This is a genomic window from Micromonospora inositola (assembly GCF_900090285.1).
Lineage (GTDB): Bacteria > Actinomycetota > Actinomycetes > Mycobacteriales > Micromonosporaceae > Micromonospora > Micromonospora inositola.
Genome location: NZ_LT607754.1, coordinates 4,387,450 through 4,406,554 on the forward strand (window position 1 = coordinate 4,387,450; position 19,105 = coordinate 4,406,554).

Below are 19,105 nucleotides of genomic sequence, written 5' to 3' on the forward strand. Positions count from 1 at the left end.
TTGCACAGCAAGTGCAACGGTCGCGCCCCGGCCGGCTCACCCCTGCCCGGAAATGTCCTGATAGGACATGCCGAGGTCACAGCGTCGTAACGAAAACATCGACGCTATCCGCTTGATCGATACACTCCCGGTGTAACAACCAGCCCCATGCTTCGCCCCGCGTCTTACAAGAGGTGAAGATGAGCCCTCCACCCACCGACGGAACCGATCTGGCCCTCCACCACGTCGGCGTGCGCTTCGGCGGGCTGGTCGCGCTCGACGACGTCTCCCTGCGGGTGCCACCCGGCCGGATCGTCGGCGTGATCGGCCCCAACGGCGCCGGGAAGACCACCCTGTTCAATGTGGTCTGCGGCTTCGTCCCGCCGACCAGCGGTTCGCTCACCCTCGACGGCCGGCCGTTCCGGCCGCGCCCGCACCGACTCACCCGCCTCGGCATCGCCCGCACGCTCCAGGGGGTCGGCCTCTTCCCGGGCCTCAGCGTCGTCGAGAACGTGATGGCCGGCGCCAGCCACGCCGCCCTTGCCGGCTTCGCCGCCGCCCTGTTCGGCCTGCCCCGCAGCGACCGCGACGAACGGCGGCTCCGGGACGAGGCCCGTGACCTGCTGGCCGAGCTGGGCGTCGCGCAGCATGCCGGGGCGGCCCCCGCCACGCTGCCGTACGCCGTCCGCAAGCGGGTCGCCCTCGCCCGCGCCCTGATCGCCCGGCCCCGCCTGCTCCTGCTCGACGAACCGGCCGGCGGCCTCAGCACCGAGGACATCGCCGAGCTGGGCGAGCTCATCACGGCGCTGCCCGACCGGGCGGGCGGGGCCTGCTCGATCATGCTCGTCGAGCACCACATGGACCTGGTGATGTCCGTCTGCCACGAGATCGTGGTGCTCGACTTCGGCAGGGTCATCGCCGCCGGGACACCCGAGCAGGTGCGGGACGACCCGCTGGTGACCGAGGCGTACCTCGGCGCCGACGTGCCGGCCGGGGCGGCGGCGCCGGGCCCGGGGGCCGGCGCGTGACCGCCATCCTGGAGGTGGAGGGGCTCAGCTCCGGCTACGGGCCGGTGCCGGTGCTGCGCGACGTCACGCTCAGCGTGCCCACCGGGAGCATCACCGCCGTGCTCGGCGCCAACGGCGCGGGCAAGACCACCCTGCTGCGGACCCTCTCCGGCCTGCTCCGACCCACCGGCGGCCGGGTCCGCTTCGACGGCGCGGACCTGCGCGGCGTACGCGTGGAACGCCTGGTGCGGCGTGGCCTGGCGCACGTGCCCGAGGGACGCGGCATCGTCGCCGAGCTGACCGTCGAGGAGAACCTGCGCCTCGGCGGCCTGTGGCGTCGGGACCGGGCCGACGCCCGCCGGGCGCAGGACGAGGTGTACCAGCTCTTCGCACCGCTGGCCCGGCGGCGCCGGCACGCCGGCCACCAGCTCTCCGGCGGGGAACGGCAGATGCTCGCCCTCGGGCGGGCGCTGATCGCGCGCCCCAAGCTGCTCCTCCTCGACGAGCCGTCGCTCGGGCTCGCCCCCCGGGTGACCGCGCAGATCATGGCGCTGCTGCGCCAACTCTGCGACAGCGACGGGCTGACCGTGCTGCTCGTGGAGCAGAACGTGCGCAGCGCCCTCTCCGTCGCCGACCAGGGCGTGGTGATGTCCCTCGGCCGGGTCGTGATGGCCACCCCGGCGGCGCAGTTGCGCGACGACGCCACGCTCCGCCACGCGTACCTCGGGTTCTGACCGCCCGCCACGTAGGAAGGATCCGCGCTTGGACCGGTTCTTGTTCCTCACCTTCGACGGACTGTCCACCGGCGCCGTCTACGCGGCGTTCGCCCTCGCCCTGGTGCTCATCTGGCGGGCGGCCCGTCTGGTCAACTTCGCGCAGGGCGCGATGGCGGTGGCGACCGCCTACGTCGGCTACGCGGTCGTCTCCGCCACCGGCTCGTACTGGCTCGGCTTCGGCGCCGCCGTCCTCGCCGGCCTCGCGTTGGGTGCGCTCGTCGAGCGGGTGCTGATGCGCTTCGTCGGCCACGCAAACCCGCTCAACGACGTCATCGTCGCCCTCGGCCTGGTGCTGCTGATCCAGGCGGTGCTCGGCATGGTCTTCGGCAACGAGTACCGGCCGGCGGCCACGCCGTTCGACACCGACGCGCTCACCGTCGGCGGGGTCGCCGCGATGTCCCCGTACGACCTGTGGGTCCTCGGCGCCGTCCTGACGGTCGTGGTGCTGCTCGCGCTGCTGTTCACCCGGACGCCGATCGGCCTGCGGATGCGGGCGTCCGCCTTCGCGCCCGAGGTGTCGCGGCTGCTCGGCGTCAACGTCGGTCGGATGCTCACGGTGGGCTGGGCGCTGGCCGCCGCGGTCGGCGCCCTCGCCGGCATGCTGGTCGTCCCCACCGGGCTGGGGCTGCATCCGCACGCGATGGACCTGGTCTTCGTGGTGGCGTTCACCGCCGCGGTGGTCGGCGGCCTGGACAGCCCGGCCGGCGCCGTGGTCGGCGGCCTGCTGGTCGGCCTGATCCTGTCGTACGTCACCGGCTACCTCGGCCCCGACACCACGCCGCTGGCCATCCTCGTCCTGCTGCTGGCGATCCTGCTGGTCCGCCCCGGTGGGCTCTTCTCCAGCATGAGAGCGAGGCACGTGTGACCGCGACCCAGCCTCCCGAGGTCTCCACGGCGGCGCCTCGGCCCGCCGCTCCGTCGCCGCTGCGCCGGCTGCTGCCCGGCCCGCCCGGGGCCGCCGGGGCACGCGGGTCGACGCTGCTGCGCCACCTGGTCCTGGCCGTGCTCGCCGGCACGGCGGTCGTGCTGCTGACCAACCAGTTGCCGCCGTACCAGAACCTCCAGGTCGCCCGGGTCTGCGCGTTCCTCTGCGTGACCGCCGGCTACACCGTCCTGGTTGGGCTCAACGGCCAGCTCTCGCTCGGGCACGGGGCGCTGATGGCGACCGGCGCGTACACGGTCGCCCTGGTTCAGCAGGGTCTCGACGAGCGCGGAGTGCAGGGCCGGTGGATCCTGCCGCTGTCCCTGCTGCTCGCCGTCGTCGTGACCGCGGTGGCGGGCCTGGTCATCGGGCTGGCCGCCGCCCGGCTGCGCGGGCCGTACCTGGCCGGCGTCACCCTCGCCGTGGCGACCCTGGTCCCGGCGATCGCCACGATCTTCACCGACGTGTTCAACGGGGACCAGGGGTTGCGCTTCCCGATGGAGACGCCGCCGGCGTTCCTGGGCGCGTACTTCCAGCCGGAGCGCTGGCTGGCCTGGGTGGCGCTGCTCGCCGCGCTGCTGACGATGCTGCTGATGGCGAACCTGGTGCGCAGCCGGCTCGGCCGGTCGCTGCGCGCCGTCCGCGACGACGAGGTGGCCGCCCGGCTGGCCGGCATCCACGTCGCCCGCAACCAGGTGCTCGCCTTCGTGGTGAGCGCCGCCTGCGCCGGCCTGGGTGGTGGTGTGTACGCGGTGCTCACCGCCACCGTCGCCCCCGGCAAGTTCTCGCTCGACCTGTCGCTGTTCCTGCTGATGGCGATCGTGATCGGCGGCCTGGGCAGCCTCGCCGGCGCGGTCTGGGGGGCGGTCCTGCTGGTGGCGCTGCAGGACCTGCCGAGCCTCATCACCGAGACCTTCACCCTGCCGTCGGGCCTCGCCCAGCGGCTGGAGGGCAACCTGGCCCTCGCCGTGTTCGGTCTGATCCTCATCGTCGTCATGCTCGCGGCCCCGGGCGGCCTCCAGGGCGCCGCCCGCACGCTCACCGCACGTCTCCGGGCGGGCCGCCGGACCCCGCGCCCCTGACCCACCCGGTTCCACCCACCCCGTTCGCACCCGTCGCACCGGAATGGAGAACCATGCATCCCACCGCACGCCGCGCACTCGCGGCCGCTGCCGGCCTCGCGCTGTTGGTCGGCGCGTCGGCCTGCGCCAACGACGAGCAGCAGGCGGCCGAGAACGTCCCGGGCGTCACCGACACCGAGGTCGTGATCGGCACCCACCAGCCCCTCACCGGTCCCGCCGCGCCTGGCTACTCGAAGATCTCCGCCGCCACCAAGGCCTACTTCGACCACGTCAACAGCAAGGGTGGGGTGAACGGCCGGAAGATCGTCTACAAGGTGATGGACGACGGCTACAACCCGGCGAACACCGACAACGTGGTCCGCAAGCTCGTCCTCGACGACAAGGTCTTCGCGCTCCTCGGCGGCCTCGGCACCCCCACCCACACCAACGTGCTGGAGTTCGTCAAGGCGCAGAAGGTGCCCGACCTCTTCGTCTCCTCCGGCAGCCGCAACTGGAACCAGCCCGACAAGTACCCCACCACCTTCGGCTGGCAGCCCGACTACACCGTCGAGGGCAAGATCCTCGCCACCTTCGTGAAGCAGCAGTTCGCCGGTGCGAAGGTGTGCCACTTCGGGCAGAACGACGACTTCGGCCGCGACTCCCTCCTCGGGGTCGAGAAGGTCCTCGGACCGGTGGCGGCGAAGCAGACCTACACCCCCACCAACCAGCAGGTCGGCCCGGCGATCGGGGCGCTGAAGGCGGCCGGCTGCCAGGTGGTGATCTCGGCGAGCATCCCCGGCTTCACCGCGCTGGCCATGGGCCAGGCCGCCGGCCAGGGGTTCAAGGCGCAGTGGGTGGTGTCCAACGTGGGCGCGGACTACACCACGCTGTCCAAGCAGCTCGGCGACAAGAAGGTGATCCTGGAGGGCATGCTCGCCGACAACTACCTGCCGATGGCCAACGACGCGAGCAACCCGTGGATCCAGGCGTTCACGAAGATCCACCAGCAGTACAACGCGGCCAACCCGATCGACGGCAACGCCGTGTACGGCTACTCGATGGCGTACACGTTCGTGCAGGCGCTGCTGGCGGCCGGCAAGGACCTCACCCGGGAGAAGCTGCTCGACGCGGTGCGCAAGGGCGGCTTCAAGGGGCCCGGCCTCACCCCGTTCCGGTACAGCGAGGACGTGCACGCCGGCTACAGCGGCGTCCGGATGAACAAGGTCACGGGCGGCGTGCAGAGCTACTTCGGTCCGACCTGGACCACCGACGACGGTGACGGCGAGGTCAAGGAGTTCACCGAGACGCCGACCGCCCCGCCGGCGGACGCCATCCCGACGACCTGACCCGCGCGACCGCCGGTCTCAGGGCCGGCGGACCGCTCGGAACCGGGCCGCCACGGCGGTTGTGGCGGCCCGTTCCGAGCGAATCGCGGCGGCTCCGCGGCACCCGGCAGGCGTCGTTACGCTTCCGGTGCAGCTTCCTCCGGCACCGCCGGCCGTACCGACAGGGGACCGTCAGATGATCGACGTGGAAGCCGATGCGTCGGCGCGGATGGACGGGCGAGCCGCGCGAGCCGAGCGCACCCGCGGCGCCATCGTCGAGGCGCACCTGGCGCTGATCGACGAGGGGGACCTCAAGCCCACGGGGGAGCGCATCGCCGAACGCGCGGGGGTGTCGCTGCGCACCCTGTGGACCAACTTCAAGGACATGGAGACCCTGTACGCCGCGACCGGGCAGCGGGTCAGCGAGCGGCAGCTGGAGTTGCTCCGTCCGATCCCGCCGGACCTGCCGCTCACCCGGCGCGTCGAGCAGTTCTGCGCCCAGCGCGTCCAGATGCTGGAGGTGCTGGCGCCCTCGGCCCGCGCCTCCGCACTGCGCGAGCCCTTCTCGCCCCAGTTGCGGCGCAACCGGGAGGGCAACATCGGCCGGGTGCGCAGCGGAATCGAGAACGTGTTCGGCCCGGAGCTGGCGTACGCGGGGGAGGGGCGCGCGCAGTTGCTCGACGCCCTGACCGTGGCGAGCACCTGGTCGGCCTGGTCGATGATGCGCGACGCGATGGGGCTCGACGTCGAGACGGCACGCGGCATCATGGCCCGGACCCTCGGCGCGCTGCTCGTCGACGCCATCGCCGCCGGCCTGCGCTGACCGGCGGTCGACGAGTTCAGTCGGTGGCGGCGCTCAACGGCGGAACCTCAGCGCTCGGCGAGCCGCTTGACGGTGTCCGACACCTGCGCCCAGTTGGCCTCGGAATGCTTCCGCTCCTCCTCGCTCCCGGCGTTGCTCTGGCTGATGGTCAGCTCGGTGCCACCCTTGGCGGGCGTCAGGCCGAACGTCACCGTGTGGTAGTTCTCCGGGAGATCGGGCTGGCCGCTCAGCGGGCTGTAGTGGGTGAACCGGAGCAGCTTGTCCGGCTCGACGGTGACGATCTCCCCCTTGTCCTGAAAGGACTTCCCGTCCCACTCGCCGCTGAAGGTGATGGGGCTGCCGGCCCGCCAGTCCGTCTCGACCTTCGCGCCGAAGAAGGCCTGACTCAGCAGTTCAGGGTCGGTCAGTACCGCCCACACCGCGGCCGGCTCCGCATCGATGACCCCGGTCGTCGTTGCCGTCAATTTCTGCGCCACGTGCCTCTCCATTCTCTCGGGACCTGACCAGTTCTGCCCGTTCCGCTACTCGTTCAACCTGAGCAGCATGTGACGGACACGCCGGCAGGCCCGACGGTCGACAAGAGCGCTGCACTTTTCCGTGCCGGATCGGGTGCGGCCGGTCAGTCGTGCAGCGTACGCAGGATGCGGGCCAGGTCGGCCCGGTCGGCCGCGCCGAGGTCGCCGAAGAAGCGTTCCGCCTCGGCGTCCCGGGCGGCCCGGATCGCCGTCCCCACCCGGGTGCCCTCGTCGGTCAGCGCGACCAGGGTCGCGCGCCGGTCGTCGGGGTCGGGCTGGCGTGCGACGAGGCCGCGCTCCTCCAGGCCGTCGACCACCTCGGTGGTGGAGCGCGGGGCGATGTGCAGGTGCTCGGCGAGCGTGCTGAGCCGCAGCGCGCCGTGCCGCAGCAGCACCGCGAGGGCCCGGGCGTGACCGGGGTTGATCTCCCACGGTTCGAGGGTGCGGCGGGACTGGTGACGCAGCCGCCGGGCCACCGCCCAGAACAGCTCGGCCAGGCTCTCCTCGTCGTTCCCGGTCACCGGAATACCGTAGCAGTACTTCCTGTTGTTACCTCATGATGAGGTAACCTCAGCATCACCCCGAACAGGAAGCGAGCACCCCTTGGAAGCACCCCGAGAAGTCCGCGGTGGCGGCCCCCGCACCGTCAGCGCCGCCGAGAAGGCGCAGGCCCGGCAGGTGTCACTGCGCCGCGTGGGCGGGCTCTTCGCCGCGCACCGCGGTCCGCTGGCCGTCGTCGTGGCGATCATCGTGGCGTCCTCCGTCATCGCGATGGCGTCGCCGTTCCTGCTCCGTACCGTGATCGACCGGGCCCTGCCGGAGCGCGACCTCACCCTGCTGGTCTGGCTGGTCCTCGGCATGGTCGCCGTCGCGGCGGTGACCTCGGTGCTCGGCGTCGTGCAGACCTGGATCTCCACCCGGGTCGGGCAGGAGGTCATGCACCGGTTGCGCACCGACGTCTTCGCCCACCTGCACCGGCAGTCGATCGCGTTCTTCACCCGCACCCGCACCGGCGAGGTGCAGTCCCGGATCACCAACGACATCGGCGGCATGCAGACCGTCGTCACCTCCACCGCCACCTCGATCGCGGCGAACCTCACCACGGTCGTCGCCACCGCCGTCGCCATGGTGGCGCTGAGCTGGCGGCTGTCCCTGGTGTCGCTGGTGGTGCTGCCCCCGGCGATCTGGCTGACCCGCCGGGTGGCCCGGATGCGCCGCGAGATCACCGCGCAGCGGCAGCGCGAGCTCGCCGACCTGAACGTCACCATCGAGGAGGGGCTGTCGATCAGCGGCGTGCAGCTCAGCAAGACCCTCGGCGCCGGGCCCAAGCTGGTCGAGCGGTTCACCGCCTCCTCGGCGCGGCTGGTCGACCTGGAACTCCGCTCCGAGCTGGCCGGCCGGTGGCGGATGGCCGCGATGAGCGTCATCTTCGCCGCCATCCCGGCGGTCATCTACCTCAGCGCCGGCCTGCCCGCCACCGCCGGCACCCTGAGCATCGGCACCCTGGTCGCCTTCACCGCCCTGCAGGGCGGGCTGTTCCGGCCGCTGATGGGGCTGCTCAACGTGGGCGTCTCGCTGACCGCCTCGCTGGCGCTCTTCGCCCGGATCTTCGAATACCTGGACCTGCCCGTCGACGTGGACGACCCCGCCCGACCGGTCGAGATCGACCCGGCCCGGGTGCGCGGGCACCTGCGCTTCACCGACGTCACCTTCAGCTACCCGGGCAGCGACACCGCCGCCGTCGCCGGCGTCAGCGTGGACGTCCCGGCCGGCACCAGCCTCGCCCTGGTGGGCGAGACCGGCTCCGGCAAGAGCACCCTCGCCGCGCTGATCACCCGGTTCCACGACCCGGCCGCCGGCCGGGTCACCATCGACGGCGTCGACCTGCGCGACCTGCGCCTGGCCGACCTGGCCGCCGTCGTGGGCGTGGTCAGCCAGGAGACCTACCTGCTGCACACCACCGTGCGGGAGAACCTCCGGTACGCCCGGCCGGACGCCACCGACGCCGAGATCGAGGCCGCGGCGCACGCCGCGCAGATCCACGACCTCATCGCCGGCCTCCCCGACGGGTACGACACGGTCGTCGGCTCCCGCGGCCACCGCTTCTCCGGCGGCGAGAAGCAGCGTCTGGCCATCGCCCGTACGCTGCTGCGCGACCCCCGCATCCTGGTGCTGGACGAGGCGACCAGCGCCCTGGACACCGAGACCGAGCGCGCCGTGCAGCGGGCCTTCGACGCGCTGTCGGAGGGGCGCACGGTGGTCACCATCGCGCACCGGCTCTCCACGGTGCGGGACGCCGACCAGATCGCGGTGATCGACCACGGCCGGATCGTCGAGTCCGGCAACCACCAGAGCCTGCTCGACCGGGCCGGCCGGTACGCGGCGCTGGCCGCCTGACCGGCCCGCCCCGGCCCGGCGGTCGGGACGGCGCCGGGCCGGGCCGCCCCCCCGGCTACCGGCTGAGCGCGGCGCGGACGCGCGGGTCCGCCAGGGCGCGCGCCATCGCCGCCAGCATCCCGCTGGCGCAGAGGCCGGGCGCGCCGACCAGGAACTCCTCGCGCTCCATCCACTCGACCCGCTCGACGCCCGGCCGGTCCAGCAGTGCCTGGTCCAGGGTGCGCGCGGCGTCGTCGTAGCACATCCGGGCCTCGTCGCCGAGCCACAGCCCCCAGTGGAACGGGCCGATGAGGTCCGGGCCGCTGTCCGTCTCGTCGTAGATCTCCAGCCACCGGTCGCGCGACTGCGCGGGCGTGACGCCGAGCGCACTCGCCTCGACGAGGTCCCGGACCGTCAGTGGCTCCATGCCGCGCTCGGTGACCGGCAACGCCAGGCCGGCCAGCTCGTCGTCGTGCTCCGGACACGCGCAGTTGGGCCGCTGCGGCGGCGTCCAGTCTTCGCTTCCATGCCGGTCGATGAAGGCCATGGCGGGATCGTACGGGCGGTGCGTGCTCCCGTGGGGTCCCCGGAACGCCCGGCGGCCGACGGGCCGGCGAACATCCGGCGGCCGGCCTGGCACGGCGAATACCAGCGCCGTGGGTTGGCGTCAAGATGCCCCGACGGCTCGTCTAGTTGATCAACACGTCGGTAACGTCGCCCGAATGGTTGACGCGGAACATTAGTTGCCGATGGTCAACTGCTACCCGCATGCGTACGGACCGGTACCGGCTCCCACCTGGGAATCGTGTCGCCGGGTCCCGTCATGCCGGCCGGTCCGGACGGCGGATCTGACCGGGACCCAACGGGTCCCTCAGTTCGTCCTGGCACCGGTCTGAAACCAGCGCGCGTGGGGCGCTCTGGCATGCGCAGAGTCGGTGGCCCTTGGGTGTGGCCGCCGTCGACAGCCTTCGGGCTGTGTACATATCGGGGAGAAAGAACAAATGCAGAAGCAGAACCGCCTGGCCGTCGCGGGCCTGGTCGTCGCCGGCCTGATCACTCTTGGTTGTGGTGCCGGCAGCAGTGACACCGGCAAGGTCACCGAGGGTGGCGCCAAGGCCACCGGTGCGGCGGCCCAGGCGGCCAAGGGCGAGACCAAGAAGGTCGCCAAGATGGGTGCCGACTCGGTGACGCTGGACGGTGGCATCCTCGTGTCCGCCAGCAAGCCGACGAAGTTCACCCCGAGCACCTACTCCGCGGGGCACACCCGGGGAAACAGCGCGATCCTGGTGTCGGTGACCATTGAGAACAAGGGTGCGGAGCCGCTGGACCTCGGCCTGGTCACGGTCACCGCCGCCTTCGGCAAGGACGGTACGCAGGCGGAGAGCGTCTTCGACAGCGCGAAGGGCATCGAGAGCTCGTTCCAGTCGACGATCGCTGCGGGGCAGAAGCGGACGGCCAAGTTCGCTTTCTCGGCGGCCACCAAGGACCTGTCGCTGATCGCGATCACGGTCCAGCCGGGCTTCGACAACAACGTCGCGCTGTTCGAGGGCGCCCTGTAGCGCAATGACGTGGGGGTGCCGCCCAACCGGTCCCGTTGGGCGGCACCCTCATGCCGGGGAAGAAAAGTACGATCTCCAACACCTGAGTCGGATGTCCGTCGTGGGTAGAGTGGCGCGGTGCATAACGGAGTGCAGGCTCAGGTGCCGGTGCTGTACGTCGCGGACGCCGACGCAGCGCGGCGGTTCTACGAGGTCTTCGGCTACTCCGAGCAGCGCTCGGGCGGCGACGGCGAGTCCCGCTGGTCGTACCTGCAGTGTGGCGAGCTGACCCTGCTGCTGGCGGCGGTGACGCCGCGCCTGGTCACCGTCGAGCTGCCCCTGCTGATCTATTTCTACGTCGACGACCTGACGGCGACGCTCCAGCGGCTGACCGCCGCCGGGTACGCCGTCGAGCGGGTCGGCTACCCCGAGCACGCCCCGGGCGGGGAGTGCCGGACCGCCGACCCGGACGGCAACGTGGTGGTCTTCGGGCAGCGCCGGGCCGTACCCGAGCAGGCCCGGGTCGAGCAGCCCGGCGAGGCGCGCTTCTCGCTGATCCGCCAGGCCGCCGAGGCGGTCCACCGCCGGGGCGGCGCCCCGGCCCGCTGCCAGATCGGCGGCCCACGCGGCGAGCCGTGCCCCGAGCCGGCCGAGGTGAAGCTCGCCGACTCGTGGGGCGACACCGTGTGGGGCTGCATGACGCACGCCGACGAGGCGCTGCTCAACGCCCGCTGCGCCTTCCTGGCCACCGAGGACGGGACGGGCCTCGGGCCGTTCCTCCAGGCGCGCCAGCCGCAGTCGGAGCGCGCCGCGCAGGGCTGACAGCCCGATCAACAGCGGGCTGCGGAGCTCGGTGAAGGTGTCTCGAGACCCCAGTTGAATGCGACAACGAGTGGGCCGCCCTGCCGGACGCCTGGGTCGTCAACGTCCACCGCAGCGCGGTGGCGGCTTCCTGATGGTCGTCGGGATCGTCAACAGCGATCTTGTGGGGTTGACGTCTCGGATTAGTCAGCCGAGCCGGGAGGCACCACCCAGGCTGTTGGCTGACCGGTGATTGCCGTGATCAGGTCGAAGTCACCGTCGTAGTGCAGCACGGTGGCGCCGTGGCGTTCGGCGGTGGCGGCGGCGATCAGCAGGTCCGCCATCGACAGGGCTCGGTGGTTGCCCTTGTGGAGCGCCTGGACCTGGACGTCGATCGCCCGGTCCCAGATCTCGTCGGGCATGGCCAGCCACTGGAAGCCGCCGAGGAGCCAACGCGCGCTGCGCGTCCTTGGCCGTGCGGGCACTGTGGATCACCTCGATCTCCACCGCTCCGCACACCGCCAGCAGCCCTCTGTCGGACAACTCGTCGAGCACGGGAGCTACGGTGGGCGTGCTGACTCGCTGCCGGGAGAGAGGCCCTTACCATGTCACGAACGATCCTGGACGTTCACGACGACCTGCTCGCGGAAGCGTCGAAGATCCTGGGTACCACGACGAAGAAGGCGACTGTCAACGCCGCTCTTGAAGCGGTCGTCAATAGGGAAAAGCGGCGCGAGTTTGCCGACTGGCTCAAGAGCGGTGGGCTTCCCGACCTGACCGGTGGAACGGGCGCGGCCGGGCGATGATATCAAGAATGCGCGTAGTTGATATCACTGCTCTCGGGGCGCGCCGGGCGGGATTACTCGGTTTGCGCGAACGTCACCGCGGCGCGCAACCGGCCCGGAATTATCCGACCGGTATGTCAGGATGGCGGGATGACGACACCAGAGTTCCCCAAGGGCGCTCCGACCTGGGTTGACATCGGCACGACCGACATTCCGGGTGCCGTCGCCTTCTACACCCGGCTCTTCGGCTGGACACACCTGGACTTCGGACCCGACGCGGGCGGCTACGGAGCGTTCCTCAAGGACGGCCGGCAGACGGCCGGGATCGGCCCGGCGGCGGATGCGGAGCGCGGCACGTCCTGGGCGACCTATCTCGCTACGGACGACGCGACGGCGACCGCTGCCGCCGCGGAGGGCACCGGCGCAAAGGTGATCATGGGACCGATGCAGGTGATGGACCAGGGCACCATGGCGGTCCTGCTCGACCCCACGGGCGCGTACGTCTCGATCTGGCAGCCCGGCAAGCACCGCGGTGCCGAGGTGACCGGCGAGCACGGCAGCCTCACCTGGGCCGAGCTCATGACGAGCGACATCGCGGCGAGCAAGGCGTTCTACACCTCCGTCTTCGGGGTCACGACGCGGGACGTGGCAATGGGCGGCAACGAGACCTACACGCTCATCGAGGCCGGTGGGCAGCCCGTGGCGGGAGCCTTGCAGATCAGGCCCGACTGGGGACCGATGCCCTCGCAGTGGAGCGTCTACTTCGCCGTCGACGACTGCGACGCCACCGCGGACCTGGCCATCTCGCTGGGCGCGACGGAGAAGCTGCGGCAGGACTCGCCCGCCGGGCGATTCGCCACACTCATCGACCCGCAGGGTGGCGTCTTCTCGATCATCAAGAACGACCCGAACTTCTCCATGTGACGCTGCGTCCGGCCCACCGCTCCAGGTGGGCCGCCGCCACAATGCCCCTTGAGCAGGTGCGAATCGCGGGCGTCGACACGCTCGTTGCCCTTTCACTCATCCGTCCGCCATGAGGTTGACCGGCCGTTGGGGGAGACGGATCCTCCCCTCGCCGAGCAGTCGGATCAGCGTCGACCCCAGCGCCGCGGCATCCACCGCCCCGCCCGTGTGGGTCAGAGCCGAGATCTCTGCCCCGAAGTTGTCGGAGGAGGGCCACCAATCACAGAGGCCTGCCGGCAGGCTGCGGGTCAACCCGTGCGCGCCGATGCTCGTGCCAACCGGCTTGTGCAGCGTGCCGGCGGTCCGCCCCTGTAACGCCGCAACCGTTGCCGGCGCCGACCCCGCCGCTTGGCCAGGGCTGGCACCGTCGCAGGCCATCCGTCCGGCCAGTGTGGTCCAGCCACGGCTCGATGCCAGAGATGCCCTGCATGGCTGCCCACCACATGTACGCATGCCAAACGCTGATCGGCGGTGGGCAGACTCCCTCATGCGTGAGGCGGACGTGGGTCCGAATCAGCCCGTCGACGGTGAAGCAGGCGAGCTGGCCGGCGCTGGTGGCCCGCAGTGTCCCGCTGGACCGGCACCACGTTGCCACCGGTCGCACCGATCGCATCACCGAGCATCAGCCCGAGCATCAGCCCGAGCACGCAGCCCCGAGCGGTCGCGACCTGCTCTTCCGTCACCCTGGTCATTCCGCGAAGCATAGGGGCGGGTGGCACGGGAGCGGCTCGGGGCCGAGGTGCTGGTGACGGGGTGGAGGCCGGACAGCTGGATGTAGATATCGCGCTTGGCGGTCGCGTTGCCGCGTCGGTTGATTTCGTAGCCGGTCAGCCAGATCCAACCGGAGTACGTCGGGCGGTCGCAGACCGAGACAACGCGGAACGTCAGGGCGCGATCTCCGGCGAACTGCACCGAGGCCCGGCCGTCGATCAGCAGCAGGTCGCCGAGGGAGGGGCGCACGGGCTACCAGGGGCCCTCATTCGTGTGGTACTCCTGCGGCGGCACGCACTCGAGCTGGGCCACCTCGATACACCTTTCTCCGGACTATCGACCGAAGCACGCGGCCGGGTGTGATCGGCAACCTCGACCACTGTGAGACTCTGTGACGGCCTCGTCCGGTAACCCTGCGTAACGGTTACCCTGAGGCGGCACGTCGCTCGGCTTCCGGATCTGCCGATGAGCGATCACCCGATCTTGTTGCACGGGATCCACACATTTCGTTGGCGTGGGCTGATGCCCGGCCGAACTATGGTGGTCCACGATGATTCCAGGCGGGTACCTGCGTTGGCTTCCGGTCGTGGCGACAGCGGTGGCTCTCGTCCTGGCCAGCCTGGTCGGCACGCGTCACCTCGTGGCCTGTTACCGGCAGCGCGGCGTCCCAGCGGGGCTGGCGGTCCGGCGGGCACTGGCCACGACGGCCATGGCGGTCTGGACGCTGCCGTGGCTGATAGTGGTCCTCACCCCACTCGACGCCCCCCGAGAGGTTCGGCTAGTGCCGCTGCGCGACCTTATGGAGATCCTCGCCGACCGCCCGCTGACCGCGTTCTTCCAGATCGGGGGCAATCTGCTGGTGTTCGCGGCGGTCGGGTTCGGTCTGGGCATGGGGTGGCAGGTCCGGTTCGCATACGTGGTCGCCGCGGCTGCGGGCATGTCGACCGCGGTGGAAGCGCTGCAGTACGCCCTGGCACTCGGACGCGTCTCGTCGATCGACGACGTGCTGTTGAACGCGACCGGTGCAGGCCTGGCCGTCCTCGCGGCGCGTCGGCTGCCGGTTCCCGATCGCCTGCTGTCCCTACTGCCGCCGCGATGAGCCCCTCCCGGTCACGGAGCCGGACACCCGCCACCGCGTGGCCATCCGCTACCACCGCTGGTCGCGTCGCAGCCGGGCTGGAGTAGCTGCAGCGATTAGAGGTCCGCTGGGGGCCACAACGTGGCAGTTATGATCTTGGCGTCCGGATTTGCCGCTGACAGCGCGGGTGGCCGCCTGGCTCGCCATCTGTGTTCCGTGCCGCATGTGATGATCGGTTCGTGAGCCTTCGTGAGTGGCAGCTCCTGACGCATATCGAGCGGGCTTTCTTCATCAACTCGTTCGAGATGGACCTCCTGCCCGGCGTGTTCGGTGACCTGGACCCCGCCCAGCCGGAGCCGTCGTTGTCCGAGCTGGCCTCCGTCCTGCTGAACTTGGTGGACCGCGGCTGGATGGAAATGCGCCGCTACGTGCGGCGGGTTGCCAATGACGACCGGGAGGGCTTGGCGCACGGCGATCCTGTGCCGAGGGACCAGCTGCCGGTGCTGCTGGCAGACCCCGCCAGTTGGGAGTACCCGGATGATCCGAGTTGGATTGGTGCGCTGACGCTGGTGGAGACCGAAGCCGGCAGGACGATCAGCCGGATGTCCGCCGACGAGATTGCCACACGCGACAACGTATAGGCGAGCGGCTCGGAGTCCTGTAACGGCATCCGCATCTGCCGCCGAGCGTGCGTCACGTTCCGTACGGATGTCGGTGCTGAAGAACCTCGGCGGGCCGTCCTTCCTCAGAAACCTTTCCCTTGCCGGATGACCGCGACGCCGCTTACCTCCGCGCACGGCCACAGATCGAGTTGATACCGGAAGTGCGGACCCTCCTCCAACGCCTTCACCGGCACTGGTGGCGGGCCGCACGGCACGTGCGAGACCCGGATCCGGTACTGCCCGGCAGGGATCTCAACTCGGTGCTCGGGCCCGGGAAGTTCCATGCAGCCGAAGACGTGGACCACGCCACTCGGCACCGTCAGGTCCGCCTCCACGATGTGCTCGGCTTCGACCAAGCGCGGCTCTCCGCCGTGTACCCGCAGCGTCGTCTCGACGTGGTCGCTGCGGGCCGCGCCGATCGCGATCGAACACGGGCCGTCCAGGCCGATGCGGTAGACGGCAACAGCATCCTCCGACCATGCTTCGGGCCAGTCGTAGCCTTCGTCTGCCTCGGCCGCCATCTGCCCGTCGATATCTTGAATATAGAACTGGCTGTGGTCGGCGAACACCAAGGCTTGGCGCACTTTGTTCATCGCCGCAGCCTACTGTTCCGCCCCCAGATGCCTTCGCCGCCATGAACCAAGGTCAAGCGCACGCTTCTGCCGCTGTCCGCGCGTTGGCCCCGCCCGGCGCAGTGCGCTGTCGTGCCGACGAGCGGATGCTTCGAGTTCATCCGGACCATCGAGTACGAGACCATCGGGCGGTGCCTGGCAGCCACAACGGGGCTATCGATCACTTGGAATCTTGTCGTACTAGTCTTCGCCGCATGGCCTTGCGACCGGACGAGTTCTATGACCACGCAGTCGCCGTCGCGGACAGCGAGCGCCGGCTCCCGTTGGCACGCATGACGGGATGGGAGATCAGTCCGTTCGAGCCGGACGGACTGCGCGTAGCGCCGTTGCGCCCGCCGGTGCTCCCGGAGCCCGCGCGGCACGGCGAGGATCCGTCGGACTGCAACGCCTGCCGCGACCGGGACGAAGGGATCTGGATCAACGATCACTGGCGGCTGGTCCGGATTCCGGGAGTGGGCGTCCCGCTGGTGCTCATGCTGTATCCGCGCGATCACTACGACATGGCGGATCTACCTGACGAACTGGCCGCCGAACTGGGGCTGTTGAGCACTCGCATCGTCCGCCACATGCAGGCACTGCCGCACATCTCGCGGGCCCACGTCTACCGCATCGGAGATGGTGGCGCCCACCTGCACGTTTGGTTCTTCGCTCGGCCCGAGGGGCAGGCCCAATTGTACGGGTCGTGGCTGGTCGTCTGGGACGACCTGCTACCGGAGTACCCGGCGGACGTCGCAGAAGCTGACGCTGAAATCGTGGCAGACGCGTTGGCCGCGTGCCACGGAGGCCACCGGTCGCCCACCAGCGAACCGGCCGCCTGACCGGCCTGATCCACCATCCGATTGTCACCGTCACGGCTGTTACCACCGCCGCCGTGCGGATTTGCCAAGGTCACGTATCCGGATCTGCCGCCGAGCGGGCACAGTGGCATGTAAGGAGCTCGGGTACCATCCGTGCGCGGTCCGCCGAGCCGAGTGCGCCCGAAGGCCCGGCCGCTTGGCTGTGCCGATTCGCGGTTGAGCGAGGATGTGACGGTGCGCCATGAGCATCATCTTCCACAACCCGCCGTCAGCGACACCGGCAGAAGTGCGTGGGCTGATCGACGCATGGCTGGACTCGCCGACCACCCCGCCGGCGACCGGCCCACTCACCTGACCGCCCGGGCGGGCGCCCCGGCGCTGATCAGCCACCGGGGCGCAGCAGCCCTGACTCGTACGCGAGCACCACCAGCTGGGCCCGGTCCCGCAGCCCCCGCTTGGCAAGCAAGTTGGCTACGTGCGTCTTCACCGTGCTCTCGGCGAGGAAAAGCTCGCTGGCCACCTCGGCGTTGGATAACCCCCGGCCGACCAGCCGCAGCACGTCCGTCTCCCGGGCGGTCAGCCCGGCCAGGCTCGGCGGGGTACCGGTGCCCGGCGCCGGCCGGCGCAGGAACTCCTCCACCAGCCGGCGGGTGATCGCCGGGGCGAGCAGAGCATCGCCGGTCGCCACCGTGCGGATGCCGAACGCCAACTGCTCACCGGGCACGCTCTTGAGCAGGAAGCCGGCGGCGCCGGCCCGCATCGCCTCGTAGACGTACTCGTCCAGGTCGAACGTGGTGAGCACGAGCACCCGGGGTGGGTTGGGCAGCCGGACCACCCGCCGGGTCGCCTCGATGCCGTCGAGGGTCGGCATCCGGACGTCCATCAGGACCACGTCCGGCTCGAGCCGGCGGGCCTCATCGATCGCGGCCAGCCCGTCGGCGGCCTCGCCGACCACCTCGATGTCCGTCGCCGCGCCGAGGATCGCGGCGAGCCCGTGCCGGATCAGGGTCTCGTCGTCGGCGACCAGCACCCGGATCACGCCGTGGGCCGCAGCGGTAGGCGGGCGTGCACCCGGAAGCCGGCGGAGACGTCGAGCTCCAGGCTGCCGCCGCAGAGCGACACCCGCTCCCACATGCCGAGCAGCCCCCGGCCGGTGCCGCCGGAGCCCTCGCGCGGCTTGCCGTTGTCCCGGACGTCCAGGTCGAGCGAGTCGCTGCCGTACCGCAGCCGGACCACCACCTCACCGCCCTCGGAGTGCTTGAGCGAGTTGGTCAGCGACTCCTGGATCAGCTGATAAGCGGAGAGACCGACCCCCTTGTCGATCGGCCGGGCGGCACCCTCGATCTCGAGGCGCGCCGGCAGCCCGGCCGCTCGGAACCGCCCGACGAGCGGATCGAGCATAGCCAGGTCGGGCTGCGGGGCGAGCTCGACGCGGGCCGGTGCGCCGCGGTCGTCCTCGTCTGCGGAGAGCAGCCGCAGCAGCCGGGCCAGCTCGACCAGCGCCGAGCGGGACGCGTCGGCGATCGCCGCGAACGCTGCGCGCGCGCTGGCCGGCTCCCGGTCGAGAAGCTGCTGGCCGGCCTCGGCCTGCACGGCGATCACGCTCACCGTGTGCGACACCAGGTCGTGCAGCTCACGGGCGATCCGGCGCCGCTCAGCCGCGACGGCGAGGCGCGCCTGCTCCTCCCTGGTCTCCTCCGCCTGTCGGGCGCGCTCCGAGAGGGCGAGCACGTGCAGCCAGCGCTGCCGGTAAGCCGCACCCATCAACAGCGGCAGACCGATGAAGAGCACGATCGTCGGCACCACGTTGGCGAGCGAGGAGTCGGAGGGATCCAGCGCGATCGCCACCACCATCGCCGCCGACTGCGTCACCGCCGCCAGCACGCCGGCGCCGGTGCTCGCGTACGCGCCGGCGGCGAACGCCGCCACCGCCACCGCTACCAGGGCGGCCACTTCGTCGGGGGGCTCGCCGCCGAACGACACGGCGACGATCACGCCGCTCACCGCGACCGCCACCAGCACCGGATAGCGGCGACGCAACGCCAGGGCCAGGGTGACGAGCACGGTACCCGCCACGTGCTGGGCTCGCACCGCACCGGTCAGCTCGCCCATCAGCACCTCGACGAGCCCGAGCACGCAGAGCGCGACCGCCGGGGCGACGTCGACGACGGCGCGACGCCAGGTGGGGGTGGTGGTCATGGCGTGCAGCCTAGGCGGGAGCGATCCGGGACCGCGTCCGCCTGTCGTACCGGTCACCTCGATCCGGTTCCACCCGCAGGTGGAGCCGATCACCACTCGCGGCGGGGGTGTCCGGGGGCCGGGATCCCTAGCGTCTGGGTCGTGCCGGTTCGCGG

Annotated in this window: 22 protein-coding genes; 14 read left to right on the top strand and 8 right to left on the bottom strand. The window is 70.9% G+C overall.

The genetic code is table 11. The features are described from left to right. The first annotated feature begins 179 nt into the window (after positions 1-179). The 6 genes from GA0070613_RS20895 (at position 180) to GA0070613_RS20920 (ending at position 5,893) form a co-directional block, all read left to right on the top strand. Positions 180-1,007 (top strand): ABC transporter ATP-binding protein, encoded by an 828-nt coding sequence (locus GA0070613_RS20895; protein WP_089013842.1) that lies wholly within the window; start codon positions 180-182, stop codon positions 1,005-1,007. Positions 1,008-1,021: 14 nt separating this feature from the next. Continuing rightward, positions 1,022-1,720 carry an ABC transporter ATP-binding protein gene (locus GA0070613_RS20900; protein ID WP_408631010.1) on the top strand — a complete coding sequence of 233 codons (699 nt, stop codon included), beginning with the start codon at positions 1,022-1,024 and terminating at the stop codon, positions 1,718-1,720. 28 nt (positions 1,721-1,748) lie between these two features. Further along, the gene (locus GA0070613_RS20905; RefSeq protein ID WP_089013844.1) at positions 1,749-2,627 is read left to right on the top strand and encodes a branched-chain amino acid ABC transporter permease; all 879 of its coding nucleotides are present in this window, start codon (positions 1,749-1,751) and stop codon (positions 2,625-2,627) included. After that, positions 2,624-3,766 (top strand): branched-chain amino acid ABC transporter permease, encoded by a 1,143-nt coding sequence (locus GA0070613_RS20910; protein WP_089013845.1) that lies wholly within the window; start codon positions 2,624-2,626, stop codon positions 3,764-3,766. The genes GA0070613_RS20905 and GA0070613_RS20910 overlap by 4 nt, the downstream gene beginning before the upstream one ends. 53 nt (positions 3,767-3,819) lie before the next feature. Then, the gene (locus GA0070613_RS20915) at positions 3,820-5,091 is read left to right on the top strand and encodes an ABC transporter substrate-binding protein (RefSeq protein ID WP_089013846.1); all 1,272 of its coding nucleotides are present in this window, start codon (positions 3,820-3,822) and stop codon (positions 5,089-5,091) included. A 175-nt stretch (positions 5,092-5,266) separates the two neighbouring features. Continuing rightward, complete coding sequence (locus GA0070613_RS20920) at positions 5,267-5,893, top strand: TetR/AcrR family transcriptional regulator (protein ID WP_089013847.1); 627 nt, start codon at positions 5,267-5,269, stop codon at positions 5,891-5,893. A 47-nt stretch (positions 5,894-5,940) separates the two neighbouring features. Here GA0070613_RS20920 and GA0070613_RS20925 read toward each other — a convergent pair whose 3' ends face one another. Further along, on the bottom strand, positions 5,941-6,369 hold the full coding sequence (locus tag GA0070613_RS20925) for an SRPBCC family protein (RefSeq protein ID WP_231929322.1): 429 nt from the start codon (positions 6,367-6,369) through the stop codon (positions 5,941-5,943). A 143-nt stretch (positions 6,370-6,512) separates the two neighbouring features. Then, positions 6,513-6,929: a MarR family winged helix-turn-helix transcriptional regulator gene (locus GA0070613_RS20930; protein WP_089013849.1), complete on the bottom strand. Its 417-nt coding sequence runs from the start codon at positions 6,927-6,929 to the stop codon at positions 6,513-6,515. An 82-nt stretch (positions 6,930-7,011) separates the two neighbouring features. Here GA0070613_RS20930 and GA0070613_RS20935 point away from each other — a divergent pair, with 82 nt between their 5' ends. Further along, entirely contained in the window at positions 7,012-8,805 is a 1,794-nt protein-coding gene (locus GA0070613_RS20935; protein WP_089013850.1) for an ABC transporter ATP-binding protein, read from the top strand. 55 nt (positions 8,806-8,860) lie between these two features. On the opposite strand, the gene GA0070613_RS20940 is transcribed toward GA0070613_RS20935, so the two are convergent. Next, complete coding sequence (locus GA0070613_RS20940; RefSeq protein WP_089013851.1) at positions 8,861-9,331, bottom strand: hypothetical protein; 471 nt, start codon at positions 9,329-9,331, stop codon at positions 8,861-8,863. Between the two features lie 454 nt (positions 9,332-9,785). Between GA0070613_RS20940 and GA0070613_RS20945 the strand changes: the two genes are divergently transcribed. Continuing rightward, positions 9,786-10,343, top strand: coding sequence for a DUF4352 domain-containing protein (locus GA0070613_RS20945; protein ID WP_089013852.1), 558 nt, complete (start codon positions 9,786-9,788; stop codon positions 10,341-10,343). Positions 10,344-10,460: 117 nt separating this feature from the next. Further along, on the top strand, positions 10,461-11,144 hold the full coding sequence (locus tag GA0070613_RS20950; RefSeq protein ID WP_089013853.1) for a VOC family protein: 684 nt from the start codon (positions 10,461-10,463) through the stop codon (positions 11,142-11,144). Positions 11,145-11,326: 182 nt separating this feature from the next. On the opposite strand, the gene GA0070613_RS20955 is transcribed toward GA0070613_RS20950, so the two are convergent. Further along, positions 11,327-11,608: a PIN domain-containing protein gene (locus GA0070613_RS20955; protein WP_231929323.1), complete on the bottom strand. Its 282-nt coding sequence runs from the start codon at positions 11,606-11,608 to the stop codon at positions 11,327-11,329. Between the two features lie 120 nt (positions 11,609-11,728). Between GA0070613_RS20955 and GA0070613_RS20960 the strand changes: the two genes are divergently transcribed. Then, positions 11,729-11,929: a type II toxin-antitoxin system VapB family antitoxin gene (locus tag GA0070613_RS20960; protein ID WP_089013854.1), complete on the top strand. Its 201-nt coding sequence runs from the start codon at positions 11,729-11,731 to the stop codon at positions 11,927-11,929. A 129-nt stretch (positions 11,930-12,058) separates the two neighbouring features. After that, the gene (locus GA0070613_RS20965) at positions 12,059-12,832 is read left to right on the top strand and encodes a VOC family protein (RefSeq protein ID WP_089013855.1); all 774 of its coding nucleotides are present in this window, start codon (positions 12,059-12,061) and stop codon (positions 12,830-12,832) included. Positions 12,833-13,483: 651 nt separating this feature from the next. On the opposite strand, the gene GA0070613_RS33575 is transcribed toward GA0070613_RS20965, so the two are convergent. After that, entirely contained in the window at positions 13,484-13,831 is a 348-nt protein-coding gene (locus tag GA0070613_RS33575) for a hypothetical protein (RefSeq protein WP_231929324.1), read from the bottom strand. A gap of 460 nt (positions 13,832-14,291) precedes the next feature. On the opposite strand from GA0070613_RS33575, the gene GA0070613_RS33580 reads away from it, so the two are divergent. Further along, positions 14,292-14,681, top strand: coding sequence for a VanZ family protein (locus tag GA0070613_RS33580; RefSeq protein WP_269459056.1), 390 nt, complete (start codon positions 14,292-14,294; stop codon positions 14,679-14,681). A gap of 218 nt (positions 14,682-14,899) precedes the next feature. Further along, entirely contained in the window at positions 14,900-15,301 is a 402-nt protein-coding gene (locus tag GA0070613_RS20985) for a hypothetical protein (protein WP_089013857.1), read from the top strand. A 104-nt stretch (positions 15,302-15,405) separates the two neighbouring features. On the opposite strand, the gene GA0070613_RS20990 is transcribed toward GA0070613_RS20985, so the two are convergent. Continuing rightward, on the bottom strand, positions 15,406-15,915 hold the full coding sequence (locus GA0070613_RS20990) for a hypothetical protein (protein WP_231929326.1): 510 nt from the start codon (positions 15,913-15,915) through the stop codon (positions 15,406-15,408). Between the two features lie 233 nt (positions 15,916-16,148). Here GA0070613_RS20990 and GA0070613_RS20995 point away from each other — a divergent pair, with 233 nt between their 5' ends. Further along, positions 16,149-16,772 (top strand): hypothetical protein, encoded by a 624-nt coding sequence (locus GA0070613_RS20995; protein ID WP_089013858.1) that lies wholly within the window; start codon positions 16,149-16,151, stop codon positions 16,770-16,772. A gap of 361 nt (positions 16,773-17,133) precedes the next feature. Here the strand turns inward: GA0070613_RS20995 and GA0070613_RS21000 are convergent, their stop codons facing one another. Together GA0070613_RS21000 and GA0070613_RS21005 are read right to left on the bottom strand one after the other, a co-directional pair. Continuing rightward, complete coding sequence (locus GA0070613_RS21000; RefSeq protein ID WP_089013859.1) at positions 17,134-17,790, bottom strand: response regulator; 657 nt, start codon at positions 17,788-17,790, stop codon at positions 17,134-17,136. Further along, positions 17,787-18,950 carry a sensor histidine kinase gene (locus GA0070613_RS21005; RefSeq protein WP_089013860.1) on the bottom strand — a complete coding sequence of 388 codons (1,164 nt, stop codon included), beginning with the start codon at positions 18,948-18,950 and terminating at the stop codon, positions 17,787-17,789. Before GA0070613_RS21005 ends, GA0070613_RS21000 begins: the two co-directional genes overlap by 4 nt. Positions 18,951-19,105 lie beyond the last annotated feature (155 nt).

What these genes read in the sequence shown, in the direction of transcription:
- GA0070613_RS20995 (WP_089013858.1), top strand. Translation starts at nt 16,149, where the DNA reads ATGGCCTTGCGACCGGACGAGTTCTATGACCACGCAGTCGCCGTCGCG.
- GA0070613_RS20945 (WP_089013852.1), top strand. Translation starts at nt 9,786, where the DNA reads ATGCAGAAGCAGAACCGCCTGGCCGTCGCGGGCCTGGTCGTCGCCGGC.
- GA0070613_RS20990 (WP_231929326.1), bottom strand. Translation starts at nt 15,915, where the DNA reads ATGAACAAAGTGCGCCAAGCCTTGGTGTTCGCCGACCACAGCCAGTTC.
- GA0070613_RS33580 (WP_269459056.1), top strand. Translation starts at nt 14,292, where the DNA reads ATGGCGGTCTGGACGCTGCCGTGGCTGATAGTGGTCCTCACCCCACTC.
- GA0070613_RS20895 (WP_089013842.1), top strand. Translation starts at nt 180, where the DNA reads ATGAGCCCTCCACCCACCGACGGAACCGATCTGGCCCTCCACCACGTC.
- GA0070613_RS21005 (WP_089013860.1), bottom strand. Translation starts at nt 18,950, where the DNA reads ATGACCACCACCCCCACCTGGCGTCGCGCCGTCGTCGACGTCGCCCCG.
- GA0070613_RS20915 (WP_089013846.1), top strand. Translation starts at nt 3,820, where the DNA reads ATGCATCCCACCGCACGCCGCGCACTCGCGGCCGCTGCCGGCCTCGCG.
- GA0070613_RS20960 (WP_089013854.1), top strand. Translation starts at nt 11,729, where the DNA reads ATGTCACGAACGATCCTGGACGTTCACGACGACCTGCTCGCGGAAGCG.
- GA0070613_RS20965 (WP_089013855.1), top strand. Translation starts at nt 12,059, where the DNA reads ATGACGACACCAGAGTTCCCCAAGGGCGCTCCGACCTGGGTTGACATC.
- GA0070613_RS20920 (WP_089013847.1), top strand. Translation starts at nt 5,267, where the DNA reads ATGATCGACGTGGAAGCCGATGCGTCGGCGCGGATGGACGGGCGAGCC.
- GA0070613_RS20940 (WP_089013851.1), bottom strand. Translation starts at nt 9,331, where the DNA reads ATGGCCTTCATCGACCGGCATGGAAGCGAAGACTGGACGCCGCCGCAG.